Annotated in this window: 13 protein-coding genes; 5 read left to right on the forward strand and 8 right to left on the reverse strand. The window is 64.1% G+C overall.

All coding sequences use genetic code 11. The annotated features are described in order from the left end of the window. Positions 1 to 100 precede the first annotated feature (100 nt). A complete protein-coding gene (locus P3S72_RS11870; protein ID WP_046383917.1) occupies positions 101 to 700 on the reverse strand; it encodes a helix-turn-helix domain-containing protein in 600 nt (199 codons plus the stop codon). A 282-nt stretch (positions 701 to 982) separates the two neighbouring features. Between P3S72_RS11870 and glnT the strand changes: the two genes are divergently transcribed. The 5 genes from glnT to P3S72_RS11895 all read left to right on the forward strand — a co-directional run bounded on the left by glnT (position 983) and on the right by P3S72_RS11895 (position 6,769). Beyond that, complete coding sequence (glnT, locus tag P3S72_RS11875) at positions 983 to 2,317, forward strand: type III glutamate--ammonia ligase (protein WP_276197472.1); 1,335 nt, start codon at positions 983 to 985, stop codon at positions 2,315 to 2,317. A 22-nt stretch (positions 2,318 to 2,339) separates the two neighbouring features. Next, positions 2,340 to 3,245: a glutamine amidotransferase family protein gene (locus P3S72_RS11880; RefSeq protein ID WP_276197473.1), complete on the forward strand. Its 906-nt coding sequence runs from the start codon at positions 2,340 to 2,342 to the stop codon at positions 3,243 to 3,245. An 11-nt stretch (positions 3,246 to 3,256) separates the two neighbouring features. Next, positions 3,257 to 3,931, forward strand: a complete 675-nt coding sequence (locus P3S72_RS11885; protein ID WP_276197474.1) for a protein glxC — start codon at positions 3,257 to 3,259, stop codon at positions 3,929 to 3,931. A gap of 15 nt (positions 3,932 to 3,946) precedes the next feature. Then, positions 3,947 to 5,269 (forward strand): FMN-binding glutamate synthase family protein, encoded by a 1,323-nt coding sequence (locus P3S72_RS11890; RefSeq protein ID WP_276197475.1) that lies wholly within the window; start codon positions 3,947 to 3,949, stop codon positions 5,267 to 5,269. A gap of 174 nt (positions 5,270 to 5,443) precedes the next feature. After that, entirely contained in the window at positions 5,444 to 6,769 is a 1,326-nt protein-coding gene (locus P3S72_RS11895; protein WP_276197476.1) for an ammonium transporter, read from the forward strand. A gap of 488 nt (positions 6,770 to 7,257) precedes the next feature. Here the strand turns inward: P3S72_RS11895 and folD are convergent, their stop codons facing one another. The 7 genes from folD to P3S72_RS11930 all read right to left on the reverse strand — a co-directional run bounded on the left by folD (position 7,258) and on the right by P3S72_RS11930 (position 16,817). Continuing rightward, positions 7,258 to 8,202 carry a bifunctional methylenetetrahydrofolate dehydrogenase/methenyltetrahydrofolate cyclohydrolase FolD gene (gene folD, locus P3S72_RS11900; RefSeq protein WP_276197477.1) on the reverse strand — a complete coding sequence of 315 codons (945 nt, stop codon included), beginning with the start codon at positions 8,200 to 8,202 and terminating at the stop codon, positions 7,258 to 7,260. Between the two features lie 63 nt (positions 8,203 to 8,265). Then, complete coding sequence (locus tag P3S72_RS11905) at positions 8,266 to 9,945, reverse strand: APC family permease (RefSeq protein ID WP_276197478.1); 1,680 nt, start codon at positions 9,943 to 9,945, stop codon at positions 8,266 to 8,268. A gap of 88 nt (positions 9,946 to 10,033) precedes the next feature. Beyond that, positions 10,034 to 12,343 carry an aminomethyltransferase family protein gene (locus P3S72_RS11910; RefSeq protein ID WP_276197925.1) on the reverse strand — a complete coding sequence of 770 codons (2,310 nt, stop codon included), beginning with the start codon at positions 12,341 to 12,343 and terminating at the stop codon, positions 10,034 to 10,036. A gap of 13 nt (positions 12,344 to 12,356) precedes the next feature. Continuing rightward, positions 12,357 to 13,724: an NAD(P)/FAD-dependent oxidoreductase gene (locus P3S72_RS11915; protein WP_276197479.1), complete on the reverse strand. Its 1,368-nt coding sequence runs from the start codon at positions 13,722 to 13,724 to the stop codon at positions 12,357 to 12,359. Positions 13,725 to 13,745: 21 nt separating this feature from the next. Beyond that, positions 13,746 to 14,612 (reverse strand): formyltetrahydrofolate deformylase, encoded by an 867-nt coding sequence (gene purU, locus P3S72_RS11920; RefSeq protein ID WP_276197480.1) that lies wholly within the window; start codon positions 14,610 to 14,612, stop codon positions 13,746 to 13,748. A gap of 30 nt (positions 14,613 to 14,642) precedes the next feature. Then, on the reverse strand, positions 14,643 to 15,773 hold the full coding sequence (locus P3S72_RS11925) for an aminomethyltransferase family protein (RefSeq protein WP_276197481.1): 1,131 nt from the start codon (positions 15,771 to 15,773) through the stop codon (positions 14,643 to 14,645). Positions 15,774 to 15,800: 27 nt separating this feature from the next. Next, positions 15,801 to 16,817: a DUF3445 domain-containing protein gene (locus P3S72_RS11930; RefSeq protein ID WP_276197482.1), complete on the reverse strand. Its 1,017-nt coding sequence runs from the start codon at positions 16,815 to 16,817 to the stop codon at positions 15,801 to 15,803. Positions 16,818 to 16,823: the final 6 nt, after the last annotated feature.

Genomic DNA, 16,823 nt, shown 5'->3' on the forward strand with positions numbered 1-16,823 from the left:
GGGGGGTCAATGAAAGATGCATTCACTGACACTCCCTCATCGGGAGCAAGCCCCCTCCCACAGTTGGATCTCTGTGCTTCAGGTGTATCGCGAGTCCGGATTATTCCTTGTCGTTGCCGTAATTCATGATCGACAGCAGGCGAATCGGCACCCGCACCAACTCTTCCGGCCCATGGGGAATTTCGCCCTCGAACGTCAGGCTGTCGCCGGCTTCCATCCGATACAGCTGATTCCCATGCCGATAAATCAGCTCCCCTTCCAGCAAGTGCAGAAACTCGGTTCCCGGGTGGGCAAAGGTCGGGAACTCCTCGCTGGCGTCATCCATGCTGACCATGTACGCCTCAAAGCTCTTCTTCGGCCCCCGCGTATGGTTGAGCAGATGGTAGGTATGCCCCTTTTCCGTACCCCGGCGCACCACTTCCATGCCTTGGTCGGCTTTGACCAGCAAGGCACTGCCATCTTGTTGATCGTATTCGGCGAACAATTTCGACAAAGGCAGCCCGAGCACGTCGCACAGGCGACTCAGGGTGTCGAGGCTGGTGGACACCTGGGCGTTTTCGATCTTGCTCAACATGCCCTGGCTGATATCGGCAATCTTCGCCACGTCGGACAGCTTCAGGTCCTGGGCCTGGCGTTGGCGTTTGATCTGCAAACCCAGGTATTGCTCCAGCTTGAGGCGGGGGGCGGTTTCGGTGGACATAGTCATCAGATCCTGCACGCTTTCCGTTCAGTAATATTAGTTTCGCACTAGGAAAGTGCAAGTGGCGGCGCTTGGCGGCCGTGCCCCGGCACGTATTCCCACGGGGAAAAGAATTTTCCCATATATACAGCACAAAAGCGCTTTCACCGGCACTTCAATCGGCCGCTCGCGAATCTGGCAAGGGTATTGCATTCCTGTGGGGAAACTAACTTTCTTTTTAAGAATAAAAAGACAGTCTAGGCCCACCCACACGGTTTTGCCTTTCGCGAGGAGTGACACGCAATGTTGCCAGCAGAAACCCAGCGCATCATCGACAAGTACGGCATCAAGTACGTGCTTGCGCAGTTTGTGGATATACACGGTGCGGCCAAGACCAAGTCGGTGCCGATTTGCGGGCTCAAGACGGTGGCCGAAGAGGGCGCCGGGTTTGCCGGGTTTGCCATCAGCGGCATGGGCATGGAACCCCACGGCCCGGACTTCATGGCGCGGGGCGACCTGTCCACGCTGACCCCGGTGCCCTGGCAGCCGGGTTACGGGCGCGTGGTGTGCGTCGGGCATGTCGACGGCAAGCCCCATCCCTTTGATAGCCGCTACGTGCTGCAGCAGCAGGTGCAGCGCCTGCAAGACAAGGGCTGGACGCTGAACACCGGCCTGGAACCCGAATTCAACCTGATGCGCCGCGACGAGCAGGGCAAGCTGCAACTGGTCGACCCCAGCGACAACCTCGACAAGCCCTGCTACGACTACAAGGGCCTGTCGCGCTCGCGGGTGTTCCTGGAGCGCCTGACCGAAGCCTTGCAGGCGGTGGATTTCGAGGTCTATCAGATCGACCACGAAGACGCCAACGGCCAGTTCGAGATCAACTACACCTACAGCGACGCCCTGACCTCGGCCGACCGCTTTACCTTCTTCCGCATGGCCGCCGGCGAGATCGCCAACGACCTGGGCATGATCTGTTCGTTCATGCCCAAGCCCGACCCGAAACGCGCCGGCAACGGCATGCACTTTCACCTGTCGATCAGCAGCGCCGAGAACAAGAACCTGTTCCATGACGCCAGCGACCCGAGCGGCATGGGCCTGTCGAAACTGGCCTATCACTTCGCCGCCGGCCTGCTCGCCCATGGCCCGGCGCTGTGTGCGTTCGCCGCGCCCACCGTCAACTCCTACAAGCGCCTGGTGGTGGGCAACTCGCTGTCCGGCGCCACCTGGGCCCCGGCCTTTATCGCGTTTGGCGCCAACAACCGTTCGGCCATGGTGCGCGTGCCTTACGGCCGCCTGGAGTTCCGCCTGCCGGATGCCGGCTGCAACCCTTACCTGGTCAGCGCCGCGATCATCGCGGCGGGCCTGGACGGTATCGATCGCCAGCTGGAAATCGACCACGTCTGCAATGAAAACCTTTACAGCCTGAGCCTGGAGCAGATCGCCGAGCGCGGCATCAAGACCTTGCCCCAATCCCTCAAGGAAGCCTGCGACGCGCTGGAAGCCGACCCGCTGTTCGCCGAGGTGCTGGGCCCGCAGATCGTGGGTGAGTTCATCAAGCTCAAGCGCATGGAGTGGGTGGAATACAGCCGCCATGTGAGCGACTGGGAAGTCCAGCGCTATACCGAATTTTTCTGACACCGTGTGACGGAGACTTGATATGTGTGGAATCGTAGGTCTGTACCTGAAAAACCCCCGACTGGAACCCCAGCTCGGCCAGCTGTTTGAACCGATGTTGCAGGCCATGACCGACCGTGGCCCGGACAGTGCGGGTTTTGCCATCTACGGTGATGAAGTCGCCGACGGCTGGGTCAAGCTGACCCTGCAAGCGACCACCGAGGCCTTCGATTGGAAAGCCCTGATGGGCGCACTGGAAGGGCGCCTGGGCTGTTCGCTGGACTGGTTTCAGAACGCCAGCGCCGCCGTGTTGAAGATCCACGCCGACGAAGCCCCGGTGCGCCAGGCCCTGGCCGAACTGGCGCCGAGCGTGCGCATCATGAGCGCCGGGCAGAGCATCGAGATCCTCAAGGGCATGGGCCTGCCCCAGGAAATTTCCCAGCGCTTCGGCCTGGCGAGCATGCAAGGCAGCCACATCATCGGCCACACCCGCATGGCCACTGAAAGCGCGGTGACCATGGAAGGCAGCCACCCGTTTTCCACCGGTGCCGACCTGTGCCTGGTCCACAACGGTTCGCTGTCGAACCACTTCCGCCTGCGCCAGGAACTCAAGCGCGAAGGCATCCATTTTGAAACCGACAACGACACCGAAGTCGCCGCCGGCTACCTGACCTGGCGCCTGCAACAGGGCGACTCGCTCAAAGAGGCGCTGGACCACGCCCTGGAAGACCTCGACGGCTTCTTCACCTTCGCCATCGGCACGCGCAACGGTTTTGCGGTGATCCGCGACCCGATCGCGTGCAAGCCGGCGATCCTCGCCGAGACCGACGACTACGTCGCCATGGCCTCCGAGTACCAGGCGCTGTCGAGCCTGCCAGGCATCGAGAACGCCCGCATCTGGGAGCCCGCACCGGCCACTTTGTACATCTGGGAACGCCAGTCAGCTTAAGGAGCGCACACATGAAAACCATCGATCTTTCCACCGCCACCGTGCGTGACCTCAACCAGGCGCTGCACGCGCAGGCCATCGACAACGAATGGCGCGTCACCCACTCCAACGGCAAGCACAACCTGGCGGTCGGGGTGAATCAGGCGGTGTCCATCGATATCGAGGGCCACGCCGGCTACTACTGCGCGGGCATGAACCAACAGGCGTCGATCACCGTACACGGCAACGTCGGCGTGGGCTGCGCCGAGAACATGATGTCCGGTTCGGTGCGCGTCAAAGGCAGCGCGTCCCAGGCGGCCGGGGCCACGGCCCATGGCGGCTTGCTGGTGATCGAAGGCGACGCGGGCGCGCGTTGCGGCATCTCCATGAAAGGCATCGACATCGTGGTCGGTGGCAGCATCGGCCACATGAGCTGCTTCATGGGCCAGGCCGGGCGTTTGGTCGTCTGCGGCGATGCCGGCGATGCGCTGGGCGACTCGCTGTACGAAACCCACATCTACGTGAAGGGCACGGTGGAGTCGCTGGGCTCCGATTGCGTCGAAAAAGAGATGCGCAGCGAGCACCTGCACGAGCTGCAAGAGCTGCTCGATCGCGCCGGTTTCGCCCACCGCGCTGCGGATTTCAAGCGCTACGGCTCGGCCCGCCAGCTGTACAACTTCAAAGTCGATAACGCCTCCGCCTACTGATTCAGGAGCTACAACATGAGTGAACAAACCCCTCCGGTACTGCGCGAGTCGGCCACCTTCGATCGCCTGACCATCCAGGAAATCCAGCGCGCCGCCGAAACCGGTATCTACGACATTCGCGGCGGCGGTACCAAGCGCAAGCTGCCGCACTTCGATGACTTGCTGCTGCTCGGCGCCAGCGTGTCGCGTTACCCGCTGGAAGGCTATCGCGAGAAGTGCGGCACCGACGTGATCCTCGGCAACCGCTTCGCCAAGAAACCGATCCACCTGAAGATCCCGGTGACTATCGCCGGCATGAGTTTCGGTGCGTTGTCGGCCAACGCCAAGGAAGCCCTGGGCCGTGGCGCGAGCATCGCCGGCACCAGCACCACCACCGGTGACGGCGGCATGACCCCGGAAGAGCGCGGCCAGTCGCGGCACCTGGTGTACCAGTACCTGCCGTCGCGCTACGGCATGAACCCCGATGACCTGCGCAAGGCCGACGCGATTGAGATCGTCCTCGGCCAGGGCGCCAAGCCCGGCGGTGGCGGCATGTTGCTAGGCATGAAAGTCACCGAGCGCGTGGCCGGCATGCGCACCTTGCCGATCGGCGTGGACCAGCGCAGCGCCTGCCGCCACCCGGACTGGACCGGCCCGGACGACCTGGCGATCAAGATTGCCGAGTTGCGCGAGATCACCGATTGGGAAAAACCGATCTACGTGAAAATCGGCGCCAGCCGGCCGTATTACGACGTGAAGCTGGCGGTCAAGGCCGGTGCCGATGTGATCGTGCTCGACGGCATGCAAGGCGGCACAGCCGCCACCCAGGAAGTGTTTATCGAGCATGTCGGCATCCCGATTCTGTCGGCCATCCCCCAAGCGGTACAGGCTTTGCAAGAGATGGGCATGCACCGCAAGGTCCAGTTGATTGTGTCGGGCGGGATTCGTAACGGCGCCGATGTGGCCAAGGCCATGGCGATGGGCGCGGATGCGGTGGCCATCGGTACGGCCGCGCTGATTGCCCTGGGCGACAACCACCCGCGACTGGACGCGGAACTGAAAAAGATCGGCTCGGCCGCCGGCTTCTACGACGACTGGCAGAACGGCCGCGACCCGGCCGGCATCACCACCCAGGACCCGGAGCTATCGAAACGCCTCGACCCGGTGGAAGGCGGGCGGCGCTTGGCCAACTACCTGCGGGTGATGGTGCTCGAAGCCCAGACCATGGCCCGTGCGTGCGGCAAGTCGCACCTGCACAACCTCGACCCCGAGGACCTGGTTGCGCTGACGGTGGAGTCGGCCGCCATGGCACGGGTGCCGTTGGCAGGGACCAACTGGGTGCCGGGTTCCGGTTACTGAGTTACGAGCCGGCTTGCCGGCTGCTACGGCGTTCCACCCCTGTAGGAGCGAGCTTGCTCGCGAAGGTCGTTAACGATAACGCGGGCATCCTGGATGACCGCGTTGTCTGGACGGTTTTCGCGAGCAAGCTCGCTCCTACATGCATCTCCCCTATCTTTTGCAGGAGCTTTGAACATGATCAATCGTCTTCTCGGCAAATCCCTCTTCGGCTTATTGGCGGCCAGTGCCTTCGCACCCTTGGCCCAGGCCGCCGATGCTCCGACCTTGAACACCGGCAGCACCGCCTGGATGATCACCGCCGCCGTGCTGGTGCTGTTCATGTGTCTGCCGGGGCTCGCGCTGTTCTACGGCGGCCTGGTCCGTGCGAAAAACATGCTCTCGCTGTTCACCCAGTGCTTCGGCGTCGCCGCCCTGGTGGGCGTGCTGTGGGTGATCTACGGCTACAGCATGGTGGTCGATACCACGGGCATGGTCGAAGGGCAGGTGACCTTCAACAGTTTTGTCGGCGGCCTGGGCCGCGCGTTCCTGGCGGGCATGACCCCCGCCAGCCTGGTGGGGGATATTCCGGAAGGCGTATTCGTGACCTTCCAGATGACCTTCGCGATCATCACCCCGGCGCTGATCGCCGGCGCCTTTGCCGAACGCATGAAGTTCTCGGCGGCGCTGCTGTTCATGGCCATCTGGTTCACCCTGGTGTATGCCCCGGTGGCGCATATGGTCTGGGGCGGTTCGGGGGCCTTGATGCATAACTGGGGCGTGCTCGACTTTGCCGGCGGCACCGCCGTCCACATCAACGCCGGTGTGGCCGCGCTCGCCGCATGCCTGATCCTCGGCAAGCGCAAGGGTTACCAGAACACGCCGATGCCCGCGCATAACCTGAGCCTGACCATGGCCGGTGCGGCGATGCTCTGGGTCGGCTGGTTCGGCTTCAATATCGGCTCCGGCGGCGGCCTCAACGGCACCTCGGGGATTGTCATGCTCAACACCCAACTGGGCGCCTGTGCGGGGATTCTCGGCTGGATGTTCACCGAGTGGTTCAAGGTCGGCAAGCCTAGCGCCCTGGGCCTGGCCAGCGGTGCATTGGCTGGCCTGGTGGGGATCACCCCGGCGTGCGCCTATGTGGGCGTCGGCGGCGCGTTGGCCATCGGCTTGCTGTGCGGGGTGTTCTGCTACCTGAGCGTGACCGTATTGAAGCGGCGCTTCGGCTACGACGACAGCCTCGACGTATTCGGCCTGCACGGCATCGGCGGCATGATCGGCGCCGTGCTCACCGGTGTGTTCTGCGTGCCGTCCATGGGCGGCCTGGTGGAAGGCGTGACCATGGGCGCGCAGGTGGTGGCACAGCTCAAAGGGGTGGCGCTGACCACCGTGTACTGCTTCGTGGTCAGCTGGATCATCCTCAAGGTGGTCAATGCCCTGGTCGGCCTGCGCGCCCATGAGTCGGTGGAAGAGATGGGCCTGGACCTCGCCGAGCATAACGAGCGGGCCTACAACCACTGATTCTCCCCCTGAGTAAACGCAGCTCAAATGTGGGAGGGGCGGTGCGACGATTCGACTTGCTCCCGATGGCGCCGGATCAGTCAGCTTGTTAGTAGCTGACCCACCGCCATCGGGAGCAAGCCCCCTCCCACAGTTGCCTTGCTGCGCCACGGTGGATGGGGTTGGACCTGGCCGAGCATAACGGGCGGGCCTACAACCACTGATCCTCTCCCTGAGTAAACGCAGCTCAAAATGTGGGAGGGGCGGTGCGACGATTCGACTTGCTCCCGATGGCGCCGGAACAGTCAGCTTGTTTGTAGCTGACCCACCGCCATCGGGGGCAAGCCCCCTCCCACATTTGCCTTGCTGCGCCACGGTGGATGGGGTTGGACCTGGCCGAGCATAACGGGCGGGCCTACAACCACTGATCCTCTCCCTGAGTAAACGCAGCTCAAAATGTGGGAGGGGCGGTGCGACGATTCGACTTGCTCCCGATGGCGCCGGAACAGTCAGCTTGTTTGTAGCTGACCCACCGCCATCGGGGGCAAGCCCCCTCCCACAGTTGCCTTGCTGCGCTGCAACTGGCTGGCCACCAGGGTGTTCTTCAGCAGGTAGGCAATCGTCATCGGCCCGACACCGCCCGGCACCGGCGTAATCGCGCTGGCCACGGTGCGTGCGCTGGCATAGTCGACATCGCCCACCAACCGAGTACCGGTCTCGGTGCTGATGCGGTTGATCCCCACGTCGATCACCACCGCGCCCGGCTTGAGCCAGCTGGCATCGATCAACTGCGGCCGACCGACGGCGGCGACGACGATATCGGCCAAGCGGCACAACGCCGGTGCATCGACGCTGCGCGAGTGCACGACGCTGACCGAGCAGTTGGCCTGCAACAGCAGGGTCGCCATCGGTTTGCCGACGATGTTCGAGCGACCAATCACCACCGCGTGCAAGCCAGTCAAGTCGCCGCAGGTTTCATGCAGCAGGCGCATGCAGCCGCTGGGCGTGCAGGGCGTGAGGACCTCGATGCCTTGCACCAGGCCGCCGACGTTCTCACGGTGGAAACCGTCCACGTCCTTGATCGGGTCAATCGCATGGATCACCGCTGCCTCGTCGATATGCGCCGGCAACGGCAACTGCACCAGCACGCCGTTGACCGAAGCGTCGGCGTTCAACTGGGCAAGCAGGTCGAGCACTTGCGCCTGGCTGGCGTCATCCGGCAGCCGGTATTCAAGGGAGCGAATCCCGACTTCCTTGGCCCGCAGCAGTTTGTTGCGCACATACACTTCGCTGGCCGGGTCGTCGCCCACCAGCACGACGGCCAGGGCCGGGAAGATTTTTTGCGTGGCAAGCAGCAGGACCTCGTCGCGAACCTCGTCGAGAACCTGGGCAGAAATGGCCTTGCCGTCGATATCGCGGGCAAGGGGGGAGAGTGTGCTGGTCAAAAGCGTCACCGATGTCTGGAAAAATAGGGGAGCTGAGGGATAAATCCCTCAGCGATAAGCCGCCCAGGGCATTCAGGCTACCAGTTGATGGCAGGCATACACCACCATCACACCGGCGATCAGCGTGGCATAGGGCAGCCAGCCGGCGCGGCGTTGACCGTCATCAGCCTGGATATACAGGTCGCTGAGCATGGCCGCGGGGAAGCGGCCTTTGTCCTGCACATAGTGGCGGTAGCAGAACACCGGCAGGATCAGCAGCGCCAGCAGCAAGCCGGTGACCAGCGTGCCCGCGCCCCAGATATCCGCGCCCAGGCCCATGCACGCCAGGTTGACGAAGCTCAGCACGCCGCCGGCCGCCAGCAGCACGGTGGGGGCTTTGTACGGGCGCACCCAGTCGGGGCGGTCCAGACGGTGAATCCAGCCGGCGTTGAGGTTGAGGAAGTTGAAGATGATGTAGCTGACGTTGGAGGCCGCCAGCACGAACACGTAGTCCGACATCAGCAACAACAGCAGGTTGAACGACAGGTCGGTCCACATCGCCGCCGTGGGCGCGCCGTGTTCGTTGGTGCGCCCCAGGTACTTGGGCAGCCAGCCGTCCACCGATGCCTGATACAGGGTGCGCGACGAGCCGGACATCGAGGTCATGATCGCCAGCAACGTGGCCAACACCAGCATGATCAGTACGATATTGGCGACCACCTTGCCGCCGCCGATGCTGTCGGCCATCGCCTGGCCAACGCCCATGCCGCTGTAGATCGCCGGCGACAGCAGGCCGCTGTACACCGCCGGTGTCACCACCGCGCCGCTGGCGTCGAGCACCGCCGGGGTCACCAGTTGGCCGAGCCCCAGGCTGCCTTGAAACGCCAGCGGCACCAGGGTGAACACCAGGATGCACAGCAGGCCGGCGTAGAAGATCGCCTTGAAGGTGTCACGCTTGGGGTCCTTGAACTCGCGGGTGTAGCACACCGCCGTTTCGAACCCGTAGGTGGACCACGCGGCCATGAACAGCCCGCCGGCCATCAGCGACCAGCCGGACATATCCCAAGGGCCGTCGATGACTTGCCCGGCCGCGTCATGCGCCAGCGGGAACAGCGGCAGGAAGTTGGCCTGGGTCGCGTCCCCGGTGAACAACGGCACCACGCCCACCAGCAACAGCGGGATCAGCGAGGTGACGCCGAGCACCAGCGTCAGGCGCGCCGAGCGCAGGATGCCGCCATGCTGCACGGCAAACACCGTGAGCAGAATCAACAGGCCAATGGCGAATGTCGCGTTGATGCGCAACGACAGGCCGCTCTTGACCCAGCCCAGGTCGAGCAGGGTCAGTTGCCAGGTGTTGATCAGCGCATCGGCGGGAAACAGCGCGGTGAGGATATACCCCGCCGCCAGCCCCGAGCCGATGGACAGCACCGGCGACCAGGCCAGCCAGTTGCACCACACCGACACCGGTGCGATCAACTTGCTGTAGCGCACCCAGGCCACCGCGCCGTACACCGAGGCACCGCCGGACTTGTGCGGGAACAGCCCGGCGATCTCGGCATAGGTGAAGGCCTGGATAAACCCGAACAGGATCGACAGGATCCACACGATCCAGGCCGGTTTGCCCACCGTGGCGGCAATCGCGCCGATGGAGAACAGCACCAGCGCGGGTACGCCACTGGCGACCCAGAATGCACCGCGCCAATCGATCTTGCGGTGCAGGCTGCCCACTGAGCTGGCAGCCTGCGGTACAGCCTCGAACGTCGTCGCTTCCATCTTCGTATTCCCATGTCTGAGTAGCGGTTAAGAAGGGCAATCAAAGTGGGCAGTCAAAGTGGGGTGGCACACATCGCTATTGGGACGATCAGCTACGCACGCGGCTCTTGTCCGGGTCATAGAAAATCGCTGCGCTGACCGTGGCGCTGATGCGCTTCTGTAGGCCATCGACTTTGCCAATCTCAAGCAGGGTGCCGGGCTCGGCGCAGCTCACGTCCACCCGGCACAGCGCGATATTGCTGGCCAGCAACGGTGAGCGGCAGGCACTGGTGATGACCCCGACCTGGGCGCGGCCGTGGTACACCGGGTCGCCGTGATGGGCGGCCTCGTTGCCGCGCAGGTGCAGGCCGACCAGCTTGTGGCTGGGATGGGCGCTGCGCCGCAACAGGGCGTCGCGGCCGATAAAGTCATCGGTCTTGCTCTTGAGTGGCACGCTGAACCCGATGCCGGCCTCGAACGGGTCGGTCTGGTCGCTGAACTCGTAGCCGGCAAAAATCAGCCCGGCTTCGATGCGCAGCAAGTCCAGCGCTTCCAGGCCCAGGGGCACCAGGCCCAAAGGTTGGCCGAGTTGCCAGATGCGGTCCCACACCCGTTCGGCGTCTTCGGGCTGGCACCACACCTCGAAGCCCAGTTCACCGGTGTAGCCGGTGCGCGAAATCATCAACGGGCAGCCCTCGAAGCCGTCCAGCCGGCCGACCAGGAAGCGGAACCAGCCGAGGCTCTCCACGCTCGGTTGGGTGGGCGGCGTCCAGACCATCTGCTGGAGCAGCTCGCGGCTGAGCGGCCCTTGCACCGCCAGGTTGTGAATCTGCTCGCTGGCGGACTTGACCCACACCTTCATGCCCAGTTTTTCGGCCTGCTCGCGCAGCCACACGCCGGCGTAGTCTTCGCCGCAGATCCAGCGGAAGTTGTCCGGGCCCAGGCGCAGCAGGGTGCCGTCGTCGAGCATGCCGCCGTGCGCGTGGCACATCGCCGAATAGACCACTTGGCCCACCGCCAGGCGCCGCACGTCGCGGGTCAGGCAGTACTGCAGCAGGGCTTCGGCGTCGGGGCCGATGATCTCGAACTTGCGCAGGGCGGTCAGGTCCATCACGGCCACGCGTTCGCGGCAGCCGAGGTATTCCTCGGTGGCGCCGTAGCCGTCGTAGCGCAGCGGCAGCCACCAGTTGCGGTAGTCGGTGAAGCTGCCGGTGAGGGCGCTGGTGCGTGAGTGGAACGCGGTCTCACGGGTCAGTATCGGGTCGGCATCGGCCGTGGTTCGAGTGCTCATGGCGATGGAAAAACGCTCCTTCTCGCTGTAGATACGGACATGGATATCGGTCGGGTTCCAGCCATTGGCCGGGTCGATGTCATCCGGGCACGAGGTACTGCCACACACCAGTTCGGTCATGGCCCGCAGCAGCACGTAGTCGCCGGGCCGCGACCACGGCTCATCCAGGGTCATCTGTTGGTGTGCATCAATGCCGGTGTTGAAGAAGAAATTGATCGCCGGCCAGCCATTGCGCGCCTGCACGCCGTAGGGCGCGAGTACGCGGCTGAGGTTGTCGCTGCAGTTGTCGTGCCCGAAATAGCCATGGGATTCGTAGTAGCGCGCCGCGCAGGCCAGGGCGAAGGCGTCGTGACGCCCGACCGTGTCCTGCACCACCTCCAGCATCGGCTGCATCCGACGGTCGAAAAACTTCGAGAACAGCCCCGGTGCGGGGTAGGCGCTGCCGTTCAGCGTGCGCGTCACGGTCTGGTCCAGGTCCAACTCCATGCCGCGATCCAGGGCGCGGCGGTCGAGGGCGACGAAGTCCGAGCACTGGCGGCCGGCGACGTCCAGCACCTGCACGTACTGGCCCTTGGCGACGGTGTAGCTGCGGGCGGTGCCCGCGCGCAGGGTGAACTCGTCCAGCACCTCGCCCAATGGCTCGGGCAGGACGGGCACCAGCAGGGGCGACGGGTTGGCCCGTGTCACCTGCAGGCGCAGTTCGCTGGGCCGGTATTGCCGGTCGACGGCGGTGGGCCTGGCAGGGGCGGCGACGATCACCAGCAGGCGCTCATCGGCGACGAACTGCCGGGCGTGGCCGGGCGGGCTGTCGTCGTCCCACAGCGCGGCGGCCAGGGGCAATGCCTGGGCGTCGATGCCACGCCGCTTGAGCGCCTGGCCGACACGCGGGGGCACGCGGCAGGCGCTTGAGCCGCTCAGCCCCCAGCTCGCCAGGGCGCTGCGGCCGTTAGCGTCGAGGGCCAGCAATGCGCAGGGTTGCCGGCCTTCGACGTCGATCACCTGCAGGCCGTCGCCGGGCTGCAGGTCGACCAGGCTCACACCGCCTGCGGCCACGCGGTAGCGCTCCAGGTTCGGCGCCCGGGCAAACAGCCCGGGTTCTCGCGGGTGGGAAACACGCGGAGCATTCATCATGGGCGCCCGCTCAGCCGACTGACTTGATGGGCGTCGCAGGCTCACCCAGGTACGCCGCCATCGAGTCGTCCAGGGCCTGCAGCCACGGGGTGTGGTGCGGCGGCGACTGGGTGCCGGTCATCAGCGAGCGGTAGGACTTGTCGCGATAACCCATGATGTTTTCGGCCTTGTCGTGCTTCCAGTGCAGGAAGGTCTGGTTGACGGCGGCGATGTCGAAATTCGGGTAGTCGGTGGCGTCCACCAGGTGCTGGATGTAGGCGCCCTGGAACTCGAACATCTGCTGGTTGGTTTCCAGGGTTTGTTCGCGTGCCTGCCATTGTTGGCTGTCGGCGATCATCTCGGCCTGGCTGGGCAGCGTGATACGCCCCAGGATCACATCGCGGGCATACCAGGCCTGGGCATCGAACATGTTGAACGAGTACCACTGGTCCTGCATGCCGAGGTAGATCAACCGTGGGTTGGGTTCCCAGAACACGCCTTTGTAGAGGTTCATCGGCCACAGGCGGTTGTCGGTCCTGAGGCTCAGCTCATCCGGCAGGAACGGGAAGTGGTGCTTGTAGCCGGTGCACAGGATCACCGCGTCGACGTGCTTGCTGCTGCCATCGGCAAAGAACGCGCGGTTGTTTTCCAGGCGCTGCAGCAGCGGTTTTTCTTCCCAATTGTCCGGCCAGGCATAGCCCATGGGCGCGCTGCGGTAACAGCTGGTGATGCTGCGCGCGCCATATTTGTAGCATTGCGAGCCGATGTCCTCGGCCGAATAGCTGCTGCCGACGATCAGCAGGTCCTTGTCCTTGAATTCCAGGGCCTCGCGAAAGTCATGGGCATGCAGGATGCGCCCGGCGAACTGCTCGAAGCCGTCGAAGTACGGCACCATGGGCGTGGAGAAGTGGCCGCAGGCGTTGATCACGTAGTCGAATTCTTCACAGGTCAAGGTGTCGTGGGTGTAGTCGTGGGCGTACAGGGTGAAGCGCTGGGTCTGTTCGTCGAAGGTGACCTGGCGCACCACATTGTTGAAGCGGATGTAGTCGCGCACGCCGGCCTTTTCCACCCGGCCCTTGATGTAGTCCCACAGCACCTCGCGGGGCGGATAGGAGGCGATGGGCCGGCCGAAATGCTCTTCAAAGGTGTAGTCGGCGAACTCCAGGCATTCCTTGGGGCCGTTGGACCACAGGTAGCGGTACATGCTGCCGTGCACCGGCTCGCCGTTTTCGTCCAGGCCGGTGCGCCAGGTGTAGTTCCACATGCCGCCCCAGTCCTGCTGTTTCTCGAAGCACACCAGCTCGGGAATGGCGGCGCCCTTGTCGCGGGCCGACTGGAAGGCGCGAAGTTGTGCCAGGCCGCATGGGCCGGCGCCGATGATTGCTACACGTAGCGTCATGAACGTGTCTCCTGAAGGGTTTCAGCGAAAGATCACTGTCTTGTCGTGGTTGATGAACACCCGGTGTTCCAGGTGGTATTTCAGGGCTTTGGAAAGGGCTACGGTTTCGGTGTCGCGGCCGATGGCGACCAGGGAATCGGGCAAGTGGGTATGGTCGACGCGCTGGATTTCCTGCTCGATGATCGGCCCCTCGTCGAGGTCGCTGGTGACGTAGTGGGCGGTGGCGCCGATCAGCTTCACCCCCCGGTCATAGGCCTGGTGATACGGCTTGGCGCCCTTGAAACCGGGCAGGAACGAGTGGTGAATGTTGATCGCGCGCCCCGAGAGTTGTTGGCACAGGCCGTCGGACAGGATCTGCATGTAGCGCGCGAGCACCACCAGGTCGGTCTGGGTGTCTTCGACGATGCGCATCAGTTCGGCTTCCTGGCTGGCCTTAGTGTCCTTGGTGATGGGCAGGTAGATGAAGCGGATGCCTTCACGCTCGGCCATTGCCCGCAGGTCCAGGTGGTTGGAGACCACGGCGGTGATGGTCATGTCCATCTCGCCTTTGCGGTGGCGGTAGAGCAGGTCGGTGAGGCAATGGTCGAACTTGCTGACCATCAGCAGCACGCGGGTCGGCTGGCGTGAGCTGAACAACTGCCACTGCATGTCGAAGCCGCCGGCGAGTCCGCCCAGGTCTTCGCGCAGGGCGCCGACATCACCGCTGACGCCGGTGTTGAAACGGAACACCGCGCGCATGAAAAACTGCCCGGTGAACTCGTCGTCAAATTGCGCCAGCTCGCTGATGTAGCACTGCTGCCGGGCCAGGCAGGCGCTGATCGCGGCGACGATCCCGGACGCTGCCGGGCAGGTGATCTTGAGAATGTAATGTTCGCTGGAGGCGTCCATCGAAGGCTCCTGAATAAGATGAAGGAAGACTCAGCCCTTGGCCGTGCGCTTGGTTTTTTCCGGGTCGTCGAAGGGCAAGGCGTGGGTGGCGGCGGCGCCTTCGAGGCTGCCGCGCACCTGCAATGCGATGCCGGGGACGGAACAGGCAACGCTCATGCGCGCGAGGGCCATCGAGCGTTTGCTCAGGCGCGAATACATGCCGCAGGTGATCACGCCGACTTGCTGGTTGCCTTGCCACAAGGTGTCGCCAGCCTCGGCCGGGCGCACGCCGTCGAGCAGCACGCCGGTGATCTTGAAGCGCTCCTGGCCGCGCAGGCGCAGGTGTTCCTCGGCGCCGCGGAACGCTTGCTTGCCGGGCGAAACCGTGAAGTCCAGGCCCATTTCCCACAGGGTGTCGCCGGCCTTCTGGTCGGCGAAGGGGTACATCTGCGAGTTGTCGTAGGGGAAAAACATCAGCGAACTTTCCACCCGCAGCCAGTCCAGGGCGGTGAAGGCGCAGGGGATAATGCCCAGGCTCGCGCCCTGTTCGAGGATGCTGTCCCACAGAAACGGTGCGTCGGCCGCCTTGCAGAAAATCTCGTAGCCGCGCTCGCCGGTGTAGCCAGTGCGGGAGATCATCACCGGGCGCTCGAACAGGCGCGTTTGCAGGTGATGGAAGTACGGCAACTGGCGGATGCCAGGCACGTGCTCGGCGAGAAAGTCCACCGCCAGCGGGCCTTGCAGCGACAGGTCGTGCAGGTCGTCGTCGAACAGCACCGCCACTTGCCGGCCCTGGGCCGAGCGCACGAGCATTTCATGCCCGGTGCCGGCGCCATGCACGACCATGAAGGCGTTGGGGCCGGTGCGGTAGACGATGCAGTCATCGACGAATTTGCCGTCCTCGTCGAGCATCGACGCATACACCGATTTGCCAGGATAGAGCTTGGCGATGTCGCGGGTGGTGGCCCACTGCAACAGGCTTTCGGCGTGCGGGCCTACGTAGTGGACTTTTTTCAGGCCCGATACGTCCATCAGGCCGGCGCGGGTGCGGATTGCTTCGTGGTGGTCGGCCAGCGCGCTGTTGTAGGTCCAGGCGGTGCCCATGCCGTTCCAGTCTTCGAGGTTCGAGCCGAGGGCGCGGTGCCGCTCGGCCAATGCAGAAATACGCCAGGAGTGGGTCATGTGATGTTCCTTGTCGGGAAAAGAAGGTCAGGCGAATGGATCGAACTGGCTCAGCCACTCGACCAGTGGCTGTCGATAGCGGGTCATGCCCTTGTAGTCGGCGATGGCATCGGGCAGGTCGCGCAGCACGCGGTGCAGGCGGCAGCCCCAGCCGGGTTGGGTGACCAGTTCGTCCAGGCTGATCAGGTAGGTGCGAATGCTGAACATCACCGCGTTGCTGCGCGGCAGGCGCGCCATCACTTGCAGTTCGACCCGCAGGTGTACCTGTTGCCCGACGTTCTGCGCGGTGATCCGACCGCGGTCGGCACCCCATTGATGGAAGGTTTCCGGAGATGAATCCAGGCGCGGGTTGATGGTCAGGGTCCAGTTCAGGCGCCGGACCGGCTGGCCGGCCTGCAGGTTGAGCAGGTACTTCAGCGCACGGTCGAACACCCCCATCTGGTTGGCCATGGGCACCGGTGCATGCCACTGCTTGAAGCTCATGCCGGCATCGAACGCCAGCGACCAGTCGGCCGGGCTGGTGACCAGGCCGGCGTCCATGTACAGGTCGCCGTCGCGCTGGTCGAGCAGGGCGAAATCCCCTTGTACCTGGCGGCCGATGTATTCCAGCGGTGCGCAGGGCAGGCTGGCGGCATCGCCGAAGATGAAGGGCTGATCGATCTGCAGCAGGTGGTTGCGCCAGTGCCAGCGGTCGCCGTCACGCACCAGGCTGAACCACTGCGGGTAGTCGATGGCGAGGTTTTCCATGAGCATTTGCAGCGCATCCCAGGCCGCCGCTTGCATGTGCGGCATCACCAGGTAGCGGCGTGGGTCGTTGTCCAGGATCAGCGCGCGTTCGGCCATTTCCGAGCGGTAGTGCTCGTCGATGTCGAAGGCGTGCTCATAAATGGAGCCAGGGTCGCGGGAGGTGGCCGGTTCGATATTCACCGAGTACAGGTAGCTGTCCTCGATAAACGGGAAGGGGAAGCGACGGATCGCCGCCGGGCTGTTGCGAAAGCTGAAGTCGTCGCGATAGCTCAGCACAGGGCTCGATTGCAGGGGCATGGCACT

This window comes from Pseudomonas sp. D3 (assembly GCF_029320995.1).
Taxonomy (GTDB): domain Bacteria; phylum Pseudomonadota; class Gammaproteobacteria; order Pseudomonadales; family Pseudomonadaceae; genus Aquipseudomonas; species Aquipseudomonas paraveronii.

What these genes read in the sequence shown, in the direction of transcription:
- P3S72_RS11895 (WP_276197476.1), top strand. Translation starts at nt 5,444, where the DNA reads ATGATCAATCGTCTTCTCGGCAAATCCCTCTTCGGCTTATTGGCGGCC.
- P3S72_RS11915 (WP_276197479.1), bottom strand. Translation starts at nt 13,724, where the DNA reads ATGACGCTACGTGTAGCAATCATCGGCGCCGGCCCATGCGGCCTGGCA.
- P3S72_RS11910 (WP_276197925.1), bottom strand. Translation starts at nt 12,343, where the DNA reads ATGAATGCTCCGCGTGTTTCCCACCCGCGAGAACCCGGGCTGTTTGCC.
- P3S72_RS11925 (WP_276197481.1), bottom strand. Translation starts at nt 15,773, where the DNA reads ATGACCCACTCCTGGCGTATTTCTGCATTGGCCGAGCGGCACCGCGCC.
- P3S72_RS11885 (WP_276197474.1), top strand. Translation starts at nt 3,257, where the DNA reads ATGAAAACCATCGATCTTTCCACCGCCACCGTGCGTGACCTCAACCAG.
- P3S72_RS11930 (WP_276197482.1), bottom strand. Translation starts at nt 16,817, where the DNA reads ATGCCCCTGCAATCGAGCCCTGTGCTGAGCTATCGCGACGACTTCAGC.
- P3S72_RS11890 (WP_276197475.1), top strand. Translation starts at nt 3,947, where the DNA reads ATGAGTGAACAAACCCCTCCGGTACTGCGCGAGTCGGCCACCTTCGAT.
- P3S72_RS11905 (WP_276197478.1), bottom strand. Translation starts at nt 9,945, where the DNA reads ATGGAAGCGACGACGTTCGAGGCTGTACCGCAGGCTGCCAGCTCAGTG.
- purU (WP_276197480.1), bottom strand. Translation starts at nt 14,612, where the DNA reads ATGGACGCCTCCAGCGAACATTACATTCTCAAGATCACCTGCCCGGCA.
- glnT (WP_276197472.1), top strand. Translation starts at nt 983, where the DNA reads ATGTTGCCAGCAGAAACCCAGCGCATCATCGACAAGTACGGCATCAAG.
- P3S72_RS11880 (WP_276197473.1), top strand. Translation starts at nt 2,340, where the DNA reads ATGTGTGGAATCGTAGGTCTGTACCTGAAAAACCCCCGACTGGAACCC.
- P3S72_RS11870 (WP_046383917.1), bottom strand. Translation starts at nt 700, where the DNA reads ATGTCCACCGAAACCGCCCCCCGCCTCAAGCTGGAGCAATACCTGGGT.